The sequence below is a fragment of the Achromobacter sp. T5-5 genome (assembly GCF_055397965.1).
This window is the reverse complement of sequence record NZ_AP027919.1, coordinates 4013776-4034177: the sequence shown is the minus strand read 5'-3', so window position 1 is coordinate 4034177 and position 20402 is coordinate 4013776. Positions and strand designations below refer to the sequence as shown.

The 20402-nt window shown below is 69.1% G+C and carries 18 protein-coding genes; 10 read left to right on the top strand and 8 right to left on the bottom strand.

Features of this window, described 5'->3' with window-relative positions:
• Window positions 1-2 precede the first annotated feature (2 nt).
• On the bottom strand, window positions 3-1043 hold the full coding sequence (locus ACZ50Q_RS18315) for a cyclase family protein (RefSeq protein ID WP_092582542.1): 1041 nt from the start codon (window positions 1041-1043) through the stop codon (window positions 3-5).
• Window positions 1044-1187: 144 nt separating this feature from the next.
• On the opposite strand from ACZ50Q_RS18315, the gene ACZ50Q_RS18310 reads away from it, so the two are divergent.
• From ACZ50Q_RS18310 to ACZ50Q_RS18300, 3 genes are all read left to right on the top strand, one after another.
• Window positions 1188-2180 (top strand): Bug family tripartite tricarboxylate transporter substrate binding protein, encoded by a 993-nt coding sequence (locus ACZ50Q_RS18310; RefSeq protein ID WP_076521491.1) that lies wholly within the window; start codon window positions 1188-1190, stop codon window positions 2178-2180.
• On the top strand, window positions 2177-2899 hold the full coding sequence (locus ACZ50Q_RS18305) for an SDR family NAD(P)-dependent oxidoreductase (RefSeq protein WP_464079192.1): 723 nt from the start codon (window positions 2177-2179) through the stop codon (window positions 2897-2899). The genes ACZ50Q_RS18310 and ACZ50Q_RS18305 overlap by 4 nt, the downstream gene beginning before the upstream one ends.
• A gap of 86 nt (window positions 2900-2985) precedes the next feature.
• Window positions 2986-3660, top strand: coding sequence for a DJ-1/PfpI family protein (locus ACZ50Q_RS18300; protein ID WP_464079191.1), 675 nt, complete (start codon window positions 2986-2988; stop codon window positions 3658-3660).
• Window positions 3661-3669: 9 nt separating this feature from the next.
• On the opposite strand, the gene ACZ50Q_RS18295 is transcribed toward ACZ50Q_RS18300, so the two are convergent.
• Window positions 3670-4152: an Lrp/AsnC family transcriptional regulator gene (locus tag ACZ50Q_RS18295; protein WP_092582539.1), complete on the bottom strand. Its 483-nt coding sequence runs from the start codon at window positions 4150-4152 to the stop codon at window positions 3670-3672.
• 132 nt (window positions 4153-4284) lie between these two features.
• Between ACZ50Q_RS18295 and ACZ50Q_RS18290 the strand changes: the two genes are divergently transcribed.
• The gene (locus tag ACZ50Q_RS18290; RefSeq protein WP_464079190.1) at window positions 4285-4917 is read left to right on the top strand and encodes a LysE family translocator; all 633 of its coding nucleotides are present in this window, start codon (window positions 4285-4287) and stop codon (window positions 4915-4917) included.
• Between the two features lie 184 nt (window positions 4918-5101).
• On the opposite strand, the gene ACZ50Q_RS18285 is transcribed toward ACZ50Q_RS18290, so the two are convergent.
• Together ACZ50Q_RS18285 and ACZ50Q_RS18280 are read right to left on the bottom strand one after the other, a co-directional pair.
• Window positions 5102-6988, bottom strand: a complete 1887-nt coding sequence (locus tag ACZ50Q_RS18285; protein ID WP_464079189.1) for an ABC transporter ATP-binding protein — start codon at window positions 6986-6988, stop codon at window positions 5102-5104.
• A gap of 352 nt (window positions 6989-7340) precedes the next feature.
• Window positions 7341-10943 (bottom strand): ABC transporter ATP-binding protein/permease, encoded by a 3603-nt coding sequence (locus ACZ50Q_RS18280; RefSeq protein ID WP_464079188.1) that lies wholly within the window; start codon window positions 10941-10943, stop codon window positions 7341-7343.
• Between the two features lie 94 nt (window positions 10944-11037).
• Here ACZ50Q_RS18280 and ACZ50Q_RS18275 point away from each other — a divergent pair, with 94 nt between their 5' ends.
• Window positions 11038-11973: a LysR substrate-binding domain-containing protein gene (locus tag ACZ50Q_RS18275; RefSeq protein WP_464079187.1), complete on the top strand. Its 936-nt coding sequence runs from the start codon at window positions 11038-11040 to the stop codon at window positions 11971-11973.
• A 64-nt stretch (window positions 11974-12037) separates the two neighbouring features.
• Here ACZ50Q_RS18275 and ACZ50Q_RS18270 read toward each other — a convergent pair whose 3' ends face one another.
• The 4 genes from ACZ50Q_RS18270 to ACZ50Q_RS18255 form a co-directional block, all read right to left on the bottom strand.
• On the bottom strand, window positions 12038-12826 hold the full coding sequence (locus ACZ50Q_RS18270; protein ID WP_175493276.1) for an ABC transporter ATP-binding protein: 789 nt from the start codon (window positions 12824-12826) through the stop codon (window positions 12038-12040).
• Complete coding sequence (locus ACZ50Q_RS18265) at window positions 12814-13584, bottom strand: ABC transporter permease (RefSeq protein ID WP_076521480.1); 771 nt, start codon at window positions 13582-13584, stop codon at window positions 12814-12816. Before ACZ50Q_RS18265 ends, ACZ50Q_RS18270 begins: the two co-directional genes overlap by 13 nt.
• A gap of 18 nt (window positions 13585-13602) precedes the next feature.
• Window positions 13603-14601 carry an aliphatic sulfonate ABC transporter substrate-binding protein gene (locus tag ACZ50Q_RS18260; RefSeq protein WP_464079186.1) on the bottom strand — a complete coding sequence of 333 codons (999 nt, stop codon included), beginning with the start codon at window positions 14599-14601 and terminating at the stop codon, window positions 13603-13605.
• A 212-nt stretch (window positions 14602-14813) separates the two neighbouring features.
• Window positions 14814-15569 (bottom strand): SDR family NAD(P)-dependent oxidoreductase, encoded by a 756-nt coding sequence (locus tag ACZ50Q_RS18255; protein ID WP_092582533.1) that lies wholly within the window; start codon window positions 15567-15569, stop codon window positions 14814-14816.
• Between the two features lie 152 nt (window positions 15570-15721).
• On the opposite strand from ACZ50Q_RS18255, the gene ACZ50Q_RS18250 reads away from it, so the two are divergent.
• The 5 genes from ACZ50Q_RS18250 to ACZ50Q_RS18230 all read left to right on the top strand — a co-directional run bounded on the left by ACZ50Q_RS18250 (window position 15722) and on the right by ACZ50Q_RS18230 (window position 20395).
• Complete coding sequence (locus ACZ50Q_RS18250; protein WP_464079185.1) at window positions 15722-16630, top strand: AraC family transcriptional regulator; 909 nt, start codon at window positions 15722-15724, stop codon at window positions 16628-16630.
• A 120-nt stretch (window positions 16631-16750) separates the two neighbouring features.
• Window positions 16751-17938, top strand: a complete 1188-nt coding sequence (locus ACZ50Q_RS18245; RefSeq protein WP_464079184.1) for an NAD(P)/FAD-dependent oxidoreductase — start codon at window positions 16751-16753, stop codon at window positions 17936-17938.
• A complete protein-coding gene (locus ACZ50Q_RS18240) occupies window positions 17922-18605 on the top strand; it encodes a HutD/Ves family protein (protein ID WP_464079183.1) in 684 nt (227 codons plus the stop codon). The genes ACZ50Q_RS18245 and ACZ50Q_RS18240 overlap by 17 nt, the downstream gene beginning before the upstream one ends.
• Window positions 18606-18713: 108 nt before the next feature.
• Window positions 18714-19463, top strand: coding sequence for an electron transfer flavoprotein subunit beta/FixA family protein (locus tag ACZ50Q_RS18235; RefSeq protein WP_464079182.1), 750 nt, complete (start codon window positions 18714-18716; stop codon window positions 19461-19463).
• Window positions 19463-20395: an electron transfer flavoprotein subunit alpha/FixB family protein gene (locus ACZ50Q_RS18230; RefSeq protein WP_092582528.1), complete on the top strand. Its 933-nt coding sequence runs from the start codon at window positions 19463-19465 to the stop codon at window positions 20393-20395. Before ACZ50Q_RS18235 ends, ACZ50Q_RS18230 begins: the two co-directional genes overlap by 1 nt.
• Window positions 20396-20402: the final 7 nt, after the last annotated feature.

Here is a 20402-nt window from a genome sequence, read left to right as displayed (position 1 = left end):
GCTTACACCGTGGCGATGGGCGTCACGGGCGACCCCACCGCGCCGGGCATGCGCAAGGGCGGGGCGGTCAGCAGGAACCGGCTGCGGCCGTGTTCGTGCAGCCAGCCGGCCAGGTCCTTCAGATACCACAGCTCGGCGAGCGGCACGCCCAGCTTGAAAAGGCAGTGATGATGCAGCGGCAGGATGGAATGGCCGGGGCCGGACGTGCGCGCCGGATAGGACTCCACCGCATAGTTGTCGGCGCAGATCGCGGCAATGCCCGATTGCGTGATCCAGTCCAGCAGCGCCGGGTCGGCGCCGTCCAGCACCGCGCCCGTCTCTTCGAGGCGGTGCGGGTCGGGCTTGCCCCCCATGGCCACGACGGCTTCGGCAAAGCCCGTGCGCAGCACCAGCATGTCGCCGGCTTCGGGCACGGCGTCCTGCTCCCGCATCGCGGCCTGCAACTGGTCGTGGCCCACCACCGTGCGTCCCGGGCCGAAGGCGCGCGCCAGATCGACCAGCACGCCGCGTCCCTGCATGCCTTTTTCGGCGTAGCGGCTGACGCTGAGCTTGCGCGCATACGACCCGCCCGGCGGGCAGCAGGCATCCACCGCGTTGTCCGTATCCGCGCCGCCGAACACATCGACGCCCGCCGCGTAGCCGTTGTAATAGACGCGGCGCGCCTGCCCGTCGCCCTGGATGTCGAACATCGCACCCACGTGGCACAGGCCGTCCCATTGCGTGGAGTACTGCATGGAAAGCGTGACCTGGTCGTCCGACAGCACGTCGATGGCCTCGGGCTGCACCTGCGACATGGCGAAGTTCAGGTAGGGCGTGCCTTCGCGGAAGGTGGGCTTGAGCGTGGGCGCGTGGCGGCGGGGATTGAGCACGTTGCCGCCGGGAAGATCCAGCGGCAGCGACAGGCAGAAGACCTTGCCGGCGCGGACTTCGCGCACCGCCTGCAGCACCTTTTCCTCGGTCAGCAGGTTCAGGCGGCCGAGTTCGTCGTCCGGGCCGAAGTCGCCCCACGTGGAACCTTCGGGGCGTTGCGTCCAGCGTTTCATCTGCTTGTCTCCTGTCGGTTTTGTATGTTCTTATGGATGCGCTTGTGAGCATAGTACGTATTTACGTACTTTAAAGAAATACCCCATAAAAGAAAGCCCCATAAAAGAAATCCGCATTCAGCGGGTTCGATAGGAGACAAGACCATGACGCAACCGCAGCATCCGCGCGCCGGCTGGCGCATCGCCTTCGCCGCGCTGGCCGTTCTGGCGCTGCCCGCCGCCCACGCGGCGGGGTATCCCGACCACCCGGTGACGGTCGTCGTGCCGTATCCGCCGGGCGGCGGCGCCGACCTCTTCGGCCGGGCCATCGCCAACGCGCTGCAACCCGGCCTGAAACAGACCGTGCTGGTCGAGAACAAGCCCGGCGCGGGCGGCAACATCGGCATGGCCTACGTGGCGCGCGCCAAGCCCGACGGCTATACGCTGGGACTGGGCACGATCGGCACGCAGACCATCAACCAGTTTCTGTACGGCAACATGCCCTTCGATCCCGAGCGCGATCTGGTTCCCATCGCGCTGGTATCGACCACGCCCAATGTCATCGCCGTTAGCGCGAAATCGCCGTACAAATCGGTCGCGGACGTGATCAAAGCGGCCAAGCAGTCCAAGGACAAGAAGCTGACCTACGCATCGCCCGGCATCGGGTCGTCGGTGCACCTGACGGGGGCCTACTTCGAGGCCATGGCCGGGGTGACGATGCTGCACGTGCCCTTCAAGGGCTCATCGGCGTCGCTGCCGGCGGTGGCGGGCGGGCAGGTCGACCTGCTGTTCGACAACCTGCCTGGCGCGCTGGCGCAGATCAAGGACGGCAACCTGGTGCGCGGCGTGGCCGTGACCTCGGCCGCGCGCGATCCGTCGGTGCCCGACCTGCCCACCGTCGCGGAATCCGGCCTGCCGGGCTTCGACGTTACTGCCTGGTTCGCCCTGTACGCGCCGCGCAATACGCCCGCGCCGGTCGTCGAGCAACTGATCGCCGCCGCCCGCAGCGGGCTGCAGACGCCGGCCATCGCCGCCAGCTTCGCCACCATGGGCGCCAAGCCCGGCACGCTGTTTGGCGCGGACCTTGCCGCGTTCGAAACCACCGAGCGCAAGAAATGGGGCGGACTCATCAAGGACCAGGGGATCAAAGCGCAATGAACACGCCCATCGCTCTCGTCACCGGCGGCAGCCGGGGCATCGGCCGCGCCATCGTGGCACGGCTCATCGAAGACGGCTATCAGGTCGTCAACTTCAGCCGCACGGCGCCCGAGGCGTTGCTGCGCGGCGAAACGTTCCGCTCGGTCGACCTGGGCGATGCGGCGTCGACGACCGCCGCCGCGCGCGAACTCGCGGCGCAGCAGCCCGTGCTGAACCTGGTCAACAACGCCGGGATGATCCAGGTCGCCAACATCGAGGACATCACGCAGGAAGCGCTGGCGCGGACGATGGCGCTGAACCTCGTGGCGCCCATCCTGCTGTTGCAGGCGTTGCTGCCCGGCATGCGCCAGGCGAAATACGGGCGCGTCGTGAACATCGGCAGCCGGGCCGCGCTGGGCAAGGGTGGCCGCTCCGTGTATGGCGCATCCAAGGCCGGGCTGGCGGGCATGACCCGGACCTGGGCGCTGGAGCTGGCGGGCGACGGCATCACGGTGAATACCGTGGCGCCGGGGCCGGTCGCCACCGAACTCTTCAATCAGTCCAATCCGCCGGGCGAGCCCAGGACGGTGGCGCTGGAAGCATCGATTCCGATGCGCCGCGTCGGCCGGCCCGACGAGGTGGCGCACACGGTGGCGATGTTCCTGGATCCGCGGGCGGGCTTCGTGACGGGGCAGGTGCTGTATGTGTGCGGGGGGATGTCGGTGGGATTGGCGGGGTAGCACGGGGCCGGCCCCGCGCAATGCGCCGTGTGCTTGGGGCCGCGCTCGCCTATGCTGGACGCTGGCGTTTTCAACGGAGCATCGTCATGCATGTGAATTTCGTCTTGTTCGAAGGATTGACCCAGCTCGACATGACCGGACCCTACGAGGTGCTGGCGAACGCGCCGGGCTTTACCGTGGACTTTGTCGCAAAAACGGCGGAGCCGGTGCGCTGCGACCGGGGGCTGCGTTTCGTGCCCACCCAGACGCTGGCGTCCGCCCCGCCTTGCGACCTGCTCGTCGTGCCGGGAGGCCCCGGCACGGACGACGCCATCGTCGACCCGGACTGGGTGGCGTTCACGCGCCGCCAGGGGCTGGGCGCGAAATACCTGTTCGGTATCTGCACGGGGTCGCTGCTGCTGGGGGCGGCCGGGCTGCTGCGGGGCAAGCGGGCGTCCAGCCATTGGCGCGCGCGCGAACTGCTGGCCCGCTTCGGGGCGACGCCGAGCGATGAGCGCCTGTGCGTGGACGGCAATGTGTTCACGGCGGGCGGCGTGACCTCGGGCATCGACATGGGCCTGAAGGTGGTGGCGGCGCTGTGCGGTGACGACGTGGCCAAGCTCATCCAGCTACAGATCGAATATGACCCGAAGCCGCCGTTTCCCGGCGGCACGCCCAAGACCTCGGAGCCGGCCATCGTCGAGCGCTACCTGGCGATGTCGCAGGCGCGCTTCGACCGGCGTAGCGCGGCGGTGGACCGGGCGGCGGCGGCCATGCCTTGAAGGCCGGCCTTATCGGCCCAGGTGGTCCAGCGGCAGCGGGCTTTGGGGCTTGACGGTCTGGATCGCGAAGTTGCTGCGGATGTCTTTCACCCCCGGCAGCTTCAGCAAGGTATGCAGCAGGAAATGCTCGTACCCCCGCAGGTCCGGCACCACTACCTGCAACAGGAAGTCGGACTCGCCGGACACGAGGTGGGCGGCGATCACTTCCGGCAGCGCGCTGACCTCCTGGCGGAACAGCTCGGCGTCCCGCTCGTGGTGGCGCTCGACCTTCACGCCCACGAACACCGTCAGACCCAGCCCGACCTCGTGCGGATCCAGCCGCGCTTCGTAGCCCTGGATGACGCCGGCTTCTTCCAACATTCGCACCCGCCGCAGGCAGGGCGATGGCGACAGGCCGATCTGCTCGGCCAGTTCCACATTCGTAAGCCGGCCGTTCTTCTGGAGGGCCTCCAGAATTCGGCGGTCGTAGGCGTCAAGCTGGCGGTTTGGCATGAATATCTATTAAGTGGGGAAGGATTGGCTTGATATGCCAGAAATGGTAATTGAGTTAGCAGTAATAGCAAGCACATGCCAGCCCCTTTTTCCTAGAATCCCGCCATTGAAATATTGCGTGGGAGCGCGGTCATGGCCGATATGGCGTTGTTTCTGGGAGCCTTGCTGATTGTCTACGTAGTGCCGGGGCCGGACATGATCCTGCTGCTGGAAACCGGCCTGTTGCGCGGCCGCGGCCAGGCCCTGGCCGTGGCCGCGGGGTTGGCGATCGCGCGTGCGGCGCACGTGACGCTGGCGGCGCTTGGGCTGGCGGCCCTCTTCAAGACCCATCCCTGGGCCTTCGACGCCGCGCGCACGGTGGGGGGCTGCTACCTGGTGTGGCTGGGCGTGCGCCTGCTGCGCGCGCCGCCCGCGGCGCCGGCCGTGGTGGGCGAGGGCGCGGCGCGGCATGCGGGCTGGGGGGCGGCGCTGATGAGCGGGGTGCTGACCAACGTGCTCAATCCCAAGGCGCTGCTGTTCTGCTCGGTGCTCCTGCCGCAGTTCGTGTCGCCCGGGCAGGGCCCGATCGGCCAGCAGTTCGCGGTGCTGGGCGTCATCCTCGTCGGCCTGGGCCTGACCTTCGACGTGTTGTGCGCGCTGGCAGGCGGCGCGGTGGGCCGCTGGATGGCGGCCAGCCCGCGTGCGCAGAGGATCCAGGGCATGGTGTTCGGCACCGCGCTGATCGGCTTCGGGCTGCGCCTGACCTTCGCCAACCGTCCGGCCTGAAGCCAGCCTGCGCGGCGCAAAAAAGGCCTGGCGCGTATGAATTGACCCTCGGAACTTGGAAGGTCAGAAGCTAAAGCCCGAAGTAGAGCCCGAAGGCCTCTGACCTTGCCCCGCAAATTGGACAGTGCAACACCGGAGAGCGGCTGCCGCTTGCGCCAGGCATTTTGCGCTTGGCGCGCCGGCTTCACTTGCCGAAGGCATAAGACGAGGCGTCCTCCTCCTGCGTCCTGTCAGGCGGCGGCGCGGCCCCGTCTTCCAGCAGTTCGGCGGGGTCCAGGCCCTTGGTCAGCTCCAGCGCCTGGCGCTCGAACAGGCGCCGGTACAGGCCGCCCTTGAGCCGGATCAGCGCGTCGTGGCTGCCTTCTTCGATGACGCGGCCATGGTCCATCACCAGCAGGCGGTCCAGCGCCCGGACCGTCGACAGGCGGTGCGCCACGACCAGCGTCGTGCGGCCTTGCATCAGGCGGTCCATCGCGCGCTGGATCAGGACTTCGCTTTCGCTGTCCAGGCTGGAGGTGGCTTCGTCCAGGATCAGGATGGGCGCGTCCGCCAGGAACGCCCGCGCAATCGCCACGCGCTGGCGTTCGCCGCCCGACAGTTTCACGCCGCGTTCGCCCACCAGCGTGTTGTAGCCCTTGGGCAGCGCCACGATGAAGTCGTGCGCGCTGGCCAGCCGGGCCGCCTGCTCGATCTGCGCCTGCGTGGCGCCGGGCCGGGCATAGGCGATGTTCTCCGCCAGCGTCCGGTGAAACAGCACCGGCTCCTGCTGCACGATGGCGATCTGGCTGCGCAACGACGCCTGCTTCACCTGCGCGATGTCCTGCCCGTCGATGGTGATGCGCCCGCCGTTCACGTCGTACAGGCGCTGGATGAGCTTGATGAATGTCGTCTTGCCCGATCCCGAGTGGCCCACCAGACCCACCCGTTCGCCCGGCGCGATCCGCGCCGAGAACCGCTCGTACAGCGCCGTCTCGTGCGCGCCATAGCGGAACGTCACGTCCTCGAAACGGATCTCGCCCGCCGTCACCGCGATGTCGCCCGCGCCCGGCCGGTCCTCCACGCCCAGCGGCTGCTTTTCCAGCGACACCAGTTCCTCCATGTCGTTGACCGAGCGCTGCAGGTTGCGGATGTGCATGCCCACGTCGCGCAGATAGCCTTGCAGGACGAAGAACATGGTCAGCGTGAACGTGATGTCGCCCACGCTGGCCTGGTTGCGCGACCACAGCAGCAGCGATGCGCCCAGGATGGCCGCCTGCATGGCCACCAGCATCGCGCCCTGGATGCCGCCGTTGAGCGTGCCCCGGATCCAGGTGCGGCGCGTGCGCCGGCGCCACTTGTCGATCACGCGCTCCAGGCGGGCCTCTTCGCGCGTCTCCGCGCCAAAGGCCTTGACCACGGCGTTGCAGCTCACGGCATCGGCCAGCGCGCCGCCCATGCGCGTGTCCCAGGCATTGCCCAGCCTTGCGGCGGGCGCGACGTAAGCCAGCGACAGGGCCGTCGTGACGGCGATATACAGCACCGAGCCCAGGCCCACCACCAGTCCCATCAGGGGCCAGTACGCGCCCAGCAGGGCGGTGGCGCCCACCAGCATGACGACGGACGGCAGCAGCGCCACCAGCAGCGTGTCGTTCAGGAGGTCCACCGCCCACATGCCGCGCGTGATCTTGCGCACCGTGGAGCCGGCGAAGCTGTTGGCATGCCAGTCGGTCGAAAAGCGCTGCACGCGGTAGAAGGCATTGGAGGCGATGCCGTTCATCATCTTCAAGGTGAACGTGATGATGTTCTGGAACACGGCCTGGCGCAGCAAGGTGCCGCCCACGCCCAGCGCGACCAGCAGCCAGAAGGCCGCGATGGCCGCGTCCCACGCCAGCGTGTCGCCGGCCGCGCCCGACGCCACCGCGTCGACCAGGCGGCCGGCGTACATCGGGGTCAGCACGTCGGCCACGGCGGACAGCAGCGCCAGCGCCACGATGAGCGCGATGCGCAGGGGTTGCCGGCCCCAATAACGGAAGGTAAAGCCCAGGACATCCTTGAAGGCCTGTCCTCGAAAGTCGATTTTTTTTCTAGCCATTGGCATGGCCCGGCGCCAGGAGACGCGCCAGGTTCCTTGTAAGAAAGGAGGGAAAACATGCCGCGCGCCTGTCTGGCGTCGGCAACTGCGTTCAAGGGTTCAGATGGGCGCGGCGGACCCGTCGCCAGATAGGGAACTGGCGAGGAAGCCGCGCGGGCGACGACTTAATGGCGTCGCGGGGACACGCGCGGGACGGCGTTCGGCATGGGGTACATCATGCAGCCTCCCTGTCGGTGGGTGAGGGAAAAAAGAAGGGCGAAGGCCCGAACTGCCGATTCTAGCGAAGCGGTCCGGGCGAATCAACGGGCCTTGCGCGGGCGACGGCGGGCGCTGTCGGTTTTTGTCGACGCGGCTAGCCGCGCAACGACGCCGCGCCCGCGGATGCGTAGCCGCCCTGATGGCTGGCCAGGCGCGCATACACGCCTTGCCTGCGCAGCAACTGGTCGTGCGTGCCGGCCTCCGCCAGCGTGCCGCGGTCCAGCACCAGGATCAGGTCGGCGTCGCGGATGGTGGACAGGCGGTGCGCGATGACGAGCGTGGTGCGGTGGCGCATCAAGACGTCGAGCGCGCCGCGCACCTGCATCTCGGACAAGGTGTCCAGGTGCGACGTGGCTTCGTCCAGGATCAGCACGGGCGCGTTCTTCAGGAAGGCCCGCGCAATCGAAATGCGCTGGCGCTGGCCGCCCGAAAGCTGCATGCCGCGTTCGCCCACGCGCGTCGCCAGTCCGTCGGGCAGGCTCTTGACGAAGTCCGTCAGCGCCGCCTGTTCCAGCGCGCGCGCCAGGTCCTCGGGGCTGGCCTCGGGGCGCGCCAGCCGGATGTTGCCTTCCAGCGTGTCGTTAAAGAGGTAGGTGTCCTGCGTGACCAGCGCCACGCGCTCGCGCAGTCCGTCCAGCTTGAGCTGGCGCACGTCCATGCCGTCCAGCTTGACGGCGCCCGCGCGCGGATCCCAGAAGCGCAGCAGCAGGCTGGCGACCGTGCTCTTGCCGGCCCCCGAGGCGCCCACGATGGCGACGGTGGCGCCGGCGGGCGCCGTGAAGCTGAGGTCGCGCAGCGTGTCCTCGGTCTTGCCCGGGTAGGCGAAGCTGACATGCTCGAACGCGAGCGACAGGCCGTTCGCGGCAACCGGGGCGGGCAGGGGGCCGTCCACGACCGGCTCGGGTTCGTTGGCCACCACGTGCAGGCGGCGCGTGGCCGCGATGGTGTCGGCCAGTTGCCGGCTGACCTGCGAAATCTCCGACACCGGCAGGAACGTCGCCAGGGCGATCAGCACCAGCAAGGGCAGCATGCCGGCGGCCAGCGCGCCCGCCTGCACCTGCAGGGCGCCCACGACGGCCACGGCCAGGCCGCCCAGGCCCATCGCAGTCTCGAACCAGGCGGTCTGGCGCGACAGGTCGCGCAGGATCTCCAGGCGCCGCGCGCGGTACTGGTCGGCGACCTTCAGGAACTGGTCGCGGCGGCGGCCGGTGGCCTGGAAGGCGGTCAGGTCGGCCAGGCCCTGGATGGTGTCGGTGGTGTGGGCGCTCATGTCGCCCAGGGCCCCGCGCGCCTTGTCGCCCAGGGCGTCGACGCGGCGTCGGCCGCGCACCGGCGAGACGAGCGCATAAGCCAGGAACGGCAGCAGCGCCAGCGCCACGGGCCAACTGTAGACGCCCAGGAAACCCAGCACGGACAGCGGCACCAGCACCGACACGATGGCGGGCGCGATGGTGTGCGCGTAGAAATACTCCACCATCTCCACGTCCTGCGTGGCCAGCGCGACCAGGTCGCCCGAGCGGCGCTGCAGCAGATACGCGGGCGCCAGCCGCTCCAGCTTGTCGTAGAGCTTGACGCGCATGTCGGCGAGCAACTGATAGGCCATGGCGTGCGCCAGCCAGGATTCCAGCCAATGAAAGAGCGCGGCCAGCGGCGCCGCGATCAGCAGGCCGGCGATCAGGGCGGACGTGTCGCGGCCGTCGCGAATGGCCGCGACGATCAGCGCGCTGAACACGCCCACGCCGATGAACGCGGCCACGCGCGCCACGCCCAGCAGAATGGTTGCGATGAGCGTGCCGCGCCAGGGCCGCACCACCGACAGCAGGGTGCCTAGCGTGGCGCGCCAGCCGACCTGGCCGGCGTCGGCGTCCAGCGGGCGCAGGGCAGGGCCCTGGCCGCCGTCGCCGACGGGCGTGGCCGTGGCGTCCGGCCGCTGCGCCGCCACGGGCTGCCCGGCGGCCGGATTGCGGTGCGCCGCGGCCTGCTCGTGCATCAGGCGGTAGTACAGCCCGCCCTGGCGCATCAGGTCGGCATGCGGACCGGCTTCGGCCACGCGGCCTTGGTCCAGCACCAGGATGCGGTCGGCGCCGATCACGCTGGCCAGCCGGTGCGCCAGTATCAGCGTCGTGCGGCCTGCCATGAGGCGGTCCAGCGCCTGCTGGATCAGCGCTTCGTTTTCGGTGTCCACGGACGACAGCGCCTCGTCCAGAATCAGGATGGGCGCATCGCGCAGCAGGGCGCGGGCGATGGCCACGCGCTGGCGCTGACCGCCCGACAGTTGCAGGCCGCGTTCGCCGATGCGCGTGGCGTAGCCCTCGGGCAGCGCCATGATGAAGTCATCGATGTTGGCGGCGCGCGCGGCGGCGCGCACCTGTTCATGGGTGGCGTCCGGACGGCCCAGGCGCAGGTTGTCGTCGATGGTGCCGTGGAACAGGGTGATGTCCTGGCTGACCAGCGCAATGTGCGACAGCAGCGCCTGCGTGTCCAGCGTGTTGATGTCGTGCCCGCCGACGCGCACGGTCCCCGCCTGCGGCACGCATTCGCGCAGCAGCAGCCGCACGATGGTGGACTTGCCCGCGCCGCTGGGTCCGACGATGCCGACCCGCTCGCCCGCCGCGATGTGCAAGTCCAGGCCCTGGTGGGCGCGCCGCTCGGGCGTGTACGAGAAGGTGACGCCGTCGAACGCGATGGTCGGCGCGAGACGGGCGGGAGCCGATTGCGCGGCGCGCGCATCCGGCGCGGGCGTCAGCGGCTGCGCATCCATCAGCGCGTGGATGCTGGCGGCGGCCGACTGCCCCAGCATGCCCCGGTGCAGCACCGCGCGCAGGTCGCGCAGCGGGCGGAAGATTTCGGTTCCCGCCATCAGCACGATCAGCAGCGCCTCGATGCTCATGTCGCCCGAGGCCACGCGCCAGGCGCCCAGCGTCAACGCCAGCGCTGCGCCCAGCGCCACGCCCAGGTCGCTGATGCCGCGCGTCAGCAGGCTGACGGACAGCACCCAGAACGTGTTGTCCGACAGGGCGCGCGCGCGGGCGGCCAGCCGCTGGCCCCAGGCCTTGCCCTGGCCATAGGACTTGAGGGTGGGCAGGCCCTGCACGGCGTCCAGGAATTCTTCGCCGAAATCATTGAGCGACCGCGTGCGCGCCAGGCTGGCGCGCCGGTCCAGCATGTGCACCGCCATCGGCCCGAACAGCGCAAAAAGCGCCGCGGCCAGCAAGACCAGCGCGGTCGGCACGTCCCAGAACGCAATGACCGCGAAGATGGCGAAGGGCGCGGCCGCGGCAATGGCCACTTGCGGCAGGTATTGCCCAAAGAAGGTCTGCAACTGTTCCACGCCGTCCACCACGGTGAGCATGACGCCGCCCGTGCGCTGGTTGGCGAACCACGCCGGCCCCAGCGCGACGATGCGGTCGTACAGCCGCGCCCGCAGCGTGTGCTGGATGGCGGCGGACGTGCGATTGGCCTGCACCGTGCGCCAGTCGTCGAAGAACGCGCGCAACAGCACCATGGCCGCCACGCACAGCGCCGGCGCCATCCAGTCCTGCCAGGGCGCGCCGTCAAACACGCGCGCGAGCAACTGTCCCAGGAACACGTAGCGCGCAATGCCGGCCGCCAGGGCCAACAGACCCAGGAATATGCCGCCCGCCATGCCGGCGCGCAGACCCTCGGTCAGGCGCCACAGCCTCGAATCGAAATACATAGCCATTACTCCATCCAGAGCCTGCATGGTCCCCGATCCGGCGCGCGCGCGAAAGCGATGATTTTTCAATCTTGGGTTGAGATAAACTCAACCGATGCCCGACACCCCTTACCGCACTCCGCCCCTTGCCGCCTTGCGCGCGTTCGAAGCCGTCGCCCGATTGGGCAGCCTGAGCCGCGCCGCCGCGGAGCTGAACGTCACGAAAAGCGCCGTCAGTCATCAGTTGCGCGCGCTGGAGGCGGATCTGGGGACGCCGCTGTTGCTGCGCGGCGGCACGGTGCGCCGGGCGCAGACCACCGAAGCCGGGGCCGCCCTGCTGGCTTCCGTACAACAGGCCTTGACCCTTTTGGAAACCGCCTGCCGCAACGTCCGGGCCTCCGCGCGCGGCAAGCGCCGCTACACGCTGAATGTGTCCGCCAACCCGTCGCTGGCCGCGCTGTGGCTCGCGCCGCGCATCGGCCGCTTCATCGAATTGCATCCGGACATCGACATCCAGGTCTACCTGCACGCCAGCCAGGATCCGGCCTGGAAAACCCAGGACATCGATCTGGCCTTCCTGCACGTGCGGGCGCGGGGGCCGCACACCGCCGAGCCCGGCGACATCCCGCTCATGACCGAGACGGTCGTGCCGGTCTGCAGCCCGGCGCTGGTCGCCCCGGCCGACCGGAACGACCCCCGGGTTTTCGCGCGCCATCGCTGGCTGGAAGAGAAGCACATCGACAGCCCGGAGACCGACTGGCGCACCTGGAGCCCGCGGCTGGGCCTGGCGGATGCCGACTGGCAGGATCCGATGGTGCTGAGCGGGCTGAGCACCGTGGTGGCCGCCGCCGCGGCGGGCGTGGGCATCGCGCTGGGCCGCGCCCCGCTGATCGACGAAGACCTGGCGAGCGGCCGGCTGGTGCCGCTGGTGCCGCACCTGCGCATGGCCGGGTCATGGGGGTATGTGATGCGCATCCACGCCAACCGGCCGATGGACCCGTCCCTGCCCGCGCTGGTGGAATTCCTGGCCGAGGAAGGCCGCCGGGTTTAGTGGGGCACGCCGAGTGGGGCGCACCTAGCGGGGCGCGCCCGGCAGGCCGCCCCGCCAGGCGCGCCTAGTCGGCGGTCAGCTCCATGCTGCGCGTGACCTCTTCCTGCACGCGTTCCCAGATCGCGCGCTTCAGGTCCACGAAACGCGGCGACAACTGCACGTCGGCGCTGCGCGGATGCGGCAGGTCGTTCTGGATGTCCTGCACGATGCGTCCCGGCTTGGAACCCATGACCGCCATGCGCGTGGACAGGGTCAGTGCCTCGTCGATGGAGTGCGTGATGAAAACGATGGTCTTGCCGCTCTGCTCGTAGATGGACAGCAGCTGGTCCTGCAGCACCTGCCGCGTCATGGCGTCCAGCGCGGCGAAGGGCTCGTCGAACAGCATCACGTCCGGGTCGTTGGCCAGCACGCGCGCGATGGACACGCGCTGCTTCATCCCGCCCGACAGCGCGTGCGGATATTTGTCCGCGGCGTGCTTCAGGCCCACCATCTCGATGAACTTGCGGGCGATCGGCGCGCGTTCCTGGCGCGACATGCCGCGCATCTTCAGGCCGAATTCCACGTTTTCCTGCACCGTGCGCCACGGAAACAGCGCGTACTGCTGGAACACCATGCCGCAGGCGGCGGTCACGTCGGTGACCTGCTTGCCGTTGATTTCCACCGACCCCGTGTTGGGCGTGATGAAGCCCGCCATCAGGTTCAGCAGTGTCGACTTGCCGCATCCCGAGGCGCCCAGCAGGACCAGGAATTCCCCGCGCTTGACCTCGAGGTTGACCTTGTCCAGCACGGTCACCTCGCCGTAGGCCTTGGAGACGTCCGTCAGCCGGATCATCGTGTCGTTCATCGCTGCCATGCCAGCACCCATCGTTCAAGAAGCCGCAAACACAGATCGGTCACCAGCACGGTGAAACTGATCAGCACCATGCCCAGCACCACGGTGTCGGTCTGGAAGAATTCCTTGCCGTTCATGATCATGAAGCCCAGGCCTTCCTTGGAGGCCACCAGCTCGGCGGAGATGACGCAGGTCCAGGACAGGCCCAGGATGATCTTCATGCCCGACAGGATCTGCGGCAGACAGCCCGGGAAGAGCACCTCGCGCATGACCTGCCAGCGATTGGCGCCCAGGTTGCGCGCCGCGCGCACCAGCACCGGATCGATGCTGCGCGAGGCCTCCATCACATACAGCAGCGCGGGCACGAACGAACCCATGAACACGATGCTGTACTTCTGCGTTTCGGTGATGCCGAACCACAGCAGCGACAGCGGAATCCAGCTCATGGACGGCAGTGGGCGCAGGAACGAGATGATGGGGTCGAAGACCGCGCGCGCCACCTTCGACGTGCCGAGCAGGATGCCCAGCGGGATGGCGACCATCACCGCGGCCAGGAACCCGACCATGACCCGGCGCGTCGAGGCCAGCACGTTGTAGAACAGCGTGCCCTGGTCCGACATGGACAGCGCCCGCGCCAGGACCTGGGACGGCGCGGGCAGGAAAATGGGATCGACCGCGCCGGCGCGGCACAGGCCTTCCCACAGCAAGAGAAAGCTGAGCAGGGAAAACACGCTGACCCAGAGCAGGCGTGTTTCCCGTGAAGACGAACGCGAGGACATAGGCAGGCTGTCCGGGGTTCAGAGGTACGAGGACTGGACCCAGTCCCTGACGGCGGGCGCGCGGTCGATCTGCTTGAGCGACACCAGCATGTCGGCCAGCTTCTGCATGCCGTTGACGAAGTTGCCCGGGTCCACCATCAATGCTTTCTGGTCTTCGGCCGAGTACCACTGCGTCTGCTTGATGACGGCAAGCTGCTCGTCCTTGGACAGGCCGGTCAGTTCCAGCAGCACCGCGGCGGCTTCCTCGGGCTGGTTGCTCAGCATGGCGTTGGCCTGGAACACCGCCGCCAGGAACTTGCGCACCGCTTCCGGATTCTCCTTGCCCAGCTTCGCATGGGTCAGCAGCACGTCGGGGCCGGGGGTGATGGCGTATTGCTTGTAGAGCGAGAACGCGGTGTCGTCCAGCAGGACGCGGGTGCCCGGCACGGCCTTGATGCGGTCGAAGGCCGGCGTCCAGGCCACGGCCGCGTCGATCTGGCCGCCCTGGTAGGCCGACAGCAGGTTGGTGGCCGGCAGGTTGATGATGGAGACGTCGCGGTCCGGGTTCATGCCCGCCTGGCGCAGCACGTCCAGCAGCAGCACATGCGCGCTGGATGCATACGTGACGCCGATCTTCTTGCCCTTCAGGTCGGCGACCGACTTGACGTCGTCGCGCACCAGCACGCCCTCGGCGCGGCCGAAGTTGTTCGGGGTGGCGATGACCTGGAACTGGCGCGCACCCGCCGCCATCAGCGCCAGCGAGGACACCACGCCGGTGCCGGCCAGGTCGATGTTGCCCGCCATCACCGCGCTCATGCGGTCCGACGACGTGGCGAAACTCTGCCACTTGATGTCCAGGCCCTGCTTGGCGAAGAGCCCCGTCTTCAGCGCGATGTAGGCGGAGTAATGGCCCAGCCACGCGGAGCCGCCATAGGTGTAGGTCGCGCCCGCGGCGCGGCCGATCATCGGGAAGCCCAGGGCGCTTGCGCCTGCGAGCGCGGCGGTGCGCACCAGCATGGCGCGGCGATTCATGTTCATATTTTTCCCCTACTTGAATGTAGATTGACCGATAGATTCCATGTCGCCAGCACTCTGGGGTGCGGCAGACGAGACTTTCGCCCGAGCGCCTGGCGGCGGCGTGAATATAAGGAGCGGCGATGGTCAACATCAGCAGCGCTTAAGAGGCGCATGCCTTCGCAGGGGGGGGGATGGCGGGCCGCACGGCGCGGCCCGTCCGCGGCCGGCAGGCGTCAGATGCCTTGCCCGCCGGACACTTCGATGCGCTGGGCGTTGACCCACCGGTTGTCTTTGGACAGCAGGCTGGCGATCATCGGCCCGATGTCGTCGGCCACACCGACGCGGCCCAGCGCGGTCATGTCCGCAAAGGCGCGGTTGAATTCGGGCGTGTCGCGCACGGCGCCGCCCAGGAAGTCGGTCTCGATGGCGCCGGGCGCAACGGCGTTGACGGCGATCCTGCGCGGGCCGAGTTCCTTGGCCATGTAGACCGTCAGTACCTCGACCGCGCCCTTGGCCGCGGCATACGCCGCCCAGCCTGGCGCCGACACGCGCGTCAGGCCGCTGGACAGGTTCACGATGCGGCCGCCGTCGGCCAGCAGCGGCAGCAGGCTCTGGGTCAGGAAGAACACGCCCTTGAAATGCACGTCGATCAGCTTGTCGAAGGCCTGCACGCTCATGTCGGCGATCGGCGCCATGTCGCCGTGCCCGGCATTGTTGACGAGGTGATCGAAGGTGTCGCGCCGCCAGGTTTGGGCCAGCGCGGCCTTCAGGCGCGCCACGAAGTCGGGAAAGGCGGCGACATTGCCCGCGTCGAGCTGCAGCGCCACGGCCTTGCGGCCGAGCCGCTCGATCTCGGCGACGACCTCCTGGGCTTGCGCCTCGCGGCTCTGGTAGGTGATGACGACGTCGTCGCCCTTGCGGGCGATGGCCAGGGCGGCGTTGCGGCCCAGGCCCCGGCTTGAACCCGTGACGAGAGAAATCTTGCTCATAGATCGGCTCCTTGGTGATCGGTGGGGGGAGGCTTGATTCTGCGGCGCGGGCGGCGGATCTCCTTTGCCTGAACGTTGGCGTTGTTGGCCTGATCCTCCAAATGTGCGTGCGGACGGACCAGAACCCATTACGATGGCCTCGTGGAAAATCCTTGCCATTTCTGCCCATGAACGACACCTTGCTCGCCGCCGTCAGCCGCTATCTCCAGGCGCATGCCGGTCCGGACGGCGTGGCGCTGACGCCCATCGCGGGCCTGGCCGTCATCCGGGCGCTGCAGCCCAGCGGCCTGGACCATGCGATATCGCGGCCGCTCGCCTGCCTGGTGCTGCAGGGCGCCAAGCGCGTGGCGCTGGGGGCCCAGTCCTTCGATTTCACGGCGGGCGATTCGCTGCTGATCACGGCCGATGTGCCCACCGTCAGCCAGATCACGCGCGCCAGCGTCGTGCAGCCCTATTTTTCGCTGGTCCTGGAACTGGATCTGGCGGTGATGTCCGAGCTGGCCCTGGAGATGAAGCTGGGGCCCGAGGACCCCGGCGCGCCGGTGCGGATGGAACAGACCGACATCGAGGTGGCCGACGCCGCGCTGCGCCTGATGCGCCTGCTCGAGCGGCCGGCGGCGCTGCCCGTGCTGCAGGCCCAGCTTGTGCGCGAAATGCACTATTGGCTGCTGGTGGGCCGGCACGGGCAGGCGATCCGCCAGCTGGGCTGGCCCGGCAGCGGGACCCAGCGCATCGCGCGCGCCGTCGCGCTGCTGCGGGCCGAGTTCGCGCAGCCGCTGCCGGTCGAGCGGCTGGCGGCCGTGGCCGGGATGAGCCCTTCGTCGTTCCACCAGCACTTCCGCGCGGCCACGTCGCTGTCGCCGCTGCAGTTCCAGAAGCAGTTGCGCCTCATCGAGGCGCGCCGGCGCATGACCGTGGAAGGCGCCTCGGCCAGCAGCGCGGCGTTTGCGGTGGGCTATGAGAGCGTCCAGCAGTTCACCCGCGAGTACCGCCGGATGTTCGGCCTGCCGCCCGGCAAGGACGCCGAGGCGATACGCGGCGCCGTCGGCGCGGCGGCCTGAGCGCAGCCGGGGCGCGCCGCGCTGCACGGCGCGCTTTTATTAAGTATTCGCGGCGCTTATATTGCGGCGGCTCCGAAATGCCGGGTCCACACTCGCGGCACTTGTCCTTGGAGCCTTGTCGTGAAAAGTTATGACGTGATCGTGATTGGTGCCGGCGTGATCGGCAGTTCGGTGGCCTTTCACCTGGCCGAGCTCGGCGCGAAGAACGTACTGGTGCTGGACCGCGCGACCATCGGCGCGGGCACCACGTCGCAGTCGTCCGGCATCCTGCGCACGCACTATTCCGTGCGCGAGAACGTGGAGCTGGCGCAGCGGTCGTGGAGCGTGTTCAACAACTTCGCCAGCTATCTCGGCGACGAAGAGGCCTCCTGCGGCCTGGTCAAGTGCGGTTACCTCATTACCGCGGCCGATGACGACAAGCTGGAGCCCCTGCGCGGCGCGTTGGCGCAGCAGCAGGCGCAGGGCATCGCGCTGGAACTGCTGGACGCCGCGCAGGCCCGCGAGCTGCTGCCCATTGCCTCCTTCGACAATGCCGCGCTGATCGGCTATGAGCCCGAGGCGGGCTTTGCCGACGCGTATCTGGTGGCCACCAGCTTTGCGCGCGGCGCCCGCCGCCGCGGCGTCACCATCCGGGAGAACGTCAACGTCCAGCGCCTGCTCATCGACAACGGCCGCGTGACGGGCGTGTCCACGTCCGAGGGCGACTACGCCGCCCCGCTGGTCATCAGCACCCAGAACATCTGGACGCCGGAGCTCGCCGGCTGGACCGGCGTTTCCATGCCGGTGGTGCCGGAGCGCCACGCCGTGCTGGCGCTGGAATGCGACGCGGCGCCCTATACGTATTCGATGCCGGTCTTCAAGGACCTGGCCTCGCCCGGCATGCTGTATTGCCGCAGCTACGGCGGCAACCAGATGCTGGTGAGCGAAGGCGTCGTGGGCGAAGCGCTGCAGAACAGCGACGCCGAACAGGGCGATATTCCGCTGGACTACGTGGCCGAAGTGGGCGCGCAGGTGGCGGACCGGTTCCCGGCCTATGAGACCGCGGGCCTGGCCTCGTCCTGGACCGGCGTGTACGACGTGACGCCGGACTGGAACCCGGTGCTGGGCCGCGTGCCCGGCGTCCAGGGGCTGATCGTGGGCTTCGGTTTCTCCGGGCACGGCTTCAAGCTGTCGCCCACCGTGGGCCGCGTGCTGGCGCAAGAGGCGCTGGGACTGCCGACCGACGTCTCGCTCACGCCTTATGAACTGGACCGCTTCCAGCGCGGCGCGCTGCTGACCGGGAAGTACGGCCTTGGCGCGGTCTCCTGATCCGCGCGCCCCGGTGCGCGCGAGCTGGCTGGCGCTGCCGCCCGAGCCCTGGAAGAACGGCGGGGGCGTCACGCGCACGCTGGCCGCCGACCCGGCCGGGCGCTGGCGCGTCAGCATCGCCGACATCGGGCAGGACGGACCGTATTCGCGCTTTCCCGGCTACGACCGCGTGTCGGTCGTGCTGTCGGGCGAGGGTGTGGCGCTGCAAGGCGAGGGTGTTGCCGTGGCGCTGCGGCCCCGGTCGCCCACCGTGTTTGCCGGGGACGAGGTGCTGCAGTCGCGCCTGGTCCGCGGGCCGGTGAGGGTGCTGAACCTCTTCGTGCTGCGCGGCTCGGCCGAGGGGCGGGTGGAATGCGCGGCGGGCCCGGCGTGCAGGGCGGGTTCGCTGGCGGGCGCGGGCGGGCGGCGGGTGACGCGGATCGTCGTGGCGGTGGACGCCGGCCGCTTCCCGGGGGCGCCCGGGGGCGCGCCTTGGGTGCTGGACGGCGGGGACTATGCGTGGGACACGGACATCGGCGCGGCGTGGGGGGCGGCTTGGGACTCGGCGTGGGCGCCGGCTTCGGAAGCCGATCCCATGGCGCCGCCCGGCCTGGCCTGTGCCCCCGCCCCGGACGCCCCGTTCGCCGTGGGCCTGGACATCGCGGTCCACGCGCGTGGCGCTGGCTGACCCGGCGACGCCCATCCGCCAGGCGGAGGGCGGGCCTTGATTTCTCATTGATTCCTCATTGATTTCTCATTGATTCCTCATTGATCTCATTTACCCAGGAGTGATCCCATGAAGGTACTTGCCGCGGTCAAGCGCGTGGTTGACTACAACGTCAACGTGCGCGTCAAGGCCGACCAGAGCGGCGTGGACATCGGCAACGTCAAGATGTCGATGAACCCGTTCGATGAAATCGCCGTCGAGGCGGCTGTGCGTCTGAAAGAGCAGGGCATTGCGGCCGAGGTGGTGGCCGTGTCTTGCGGCACGGCGCAATCGCAGGAGACCTTGCGCACCGCGCTGGCCATCGGCGCCGACCGGGGCGTGCTGGTGCAGACCGACGTGGCGCTGCAACCGCTGGAAGTGGCCAAGCTGCTGCGCGCCGTCGTGCAGAAGGAAGCGCCCGCGCTGGTGATCCTGGGCAAGCAGGCCATCGACGACGACGCCTGCCAGACCGGCCAGATGCTGGCGGCCCTGCTGGGCTGGCCGCAGGCCACCAATGCCAGCTCTATCGAGATCGGCGCCGGCACGGCGCGCGTCACGCGCGAGGTCGACGGCGGCCTGGAAGTGGTGGAACTGACGCTGCCGGCCATCGTCACGGCGGACCTGCGCCTGAACGAACCGCGCTACGTCACCCTGCCCAACATCATGAAGGCCAAGAAAAAGCCGGTGGACGTCGAAACGCCGCAGGCCCTGGGCGTGGACCCCGTGTCCCGCCTGGAAACGCTGCGCGTCGAGGAGCCCGCGGCGCGCGCGCCCGGCGTCAAGGTCGCCGACGTGGCCGCGCTGGTCGACAAACTGAAGAACGAAGCCAAGGTGATCTGATGACAGTCCTAGTTATTGCCGAACACGACAATCGGGCGCTCAACGGCGCCACGCTCAACGCCATCGCCGCGGCCGCGACGCTGGCCATGCCGGTGCATGTGCTGGTCGCGGGCGCAGAGGCCGGCGCGGCGGCCGAGGCCGCCGCGCGGGTCGCCGGCGTCGACAAGGTATTGCTGGCGCAGGCGCCGCAGCTTGCGGACGGCCTTGCGGAGAACCTGGCCGCGCAGGCGGCCGCCGTGGCCGCGGGCTACTCGCACGTGTTCCTCGCCGCCACGGCGCAGGGCAAGGGCGTGGCGCCGCGCGTTGCCGCCTTGCTGGACGTGGCGCAGGTCTCGGACGTGATCGAGGTGCTGGCGCCCGACACGTTCAAGCGTCCCATCTACGCCGGTAACGCCATCGCCACGGTAAAGAGCGGCTACCCGGTGATCGTGGCCACCATACGGCCCACGGCCTTCGACCCGGCCGCCGCCGAGGGCGGCAACGCGGCGGTGGAAGCCATCGAGGCCGTGGCCGGGGCCGGGCTGTCGCGTTTCGTCAGCCGCGAGATCGCGGTGTCCGAACGCCCCGACCTGGGCAGCGCCCGCGCCGTGGTGTCGGGCGGCCGGGGCCTGGGCAGCGCCGACAACTTCAAGCTGCTGGATCCGCTGGCCGAGAAGCTGGGCGCGGCCCTGGGCGCCTCGCGCGCCGCCGTCGACGCGGGCTACGCGCCGAACGACTGGCAGGTCGGGCAGACGGGCAAGATCGTTGCGCCCGACCTGTACGTCGCGGTCGGGATCTCGGGGGCCATCCAGCATCTGGCGGGCATGAAGGATTCCAAGGTCATCGTCGCGATCAACAAGGACGGCGACGCGCCGATCTTCGGCGTGGCGGACTACGGCCTGGTCGGCGACCTGTTCGAGGCCGTGCCGGCCCTGACGTCCTCGCTGCCCTGAACCGCGC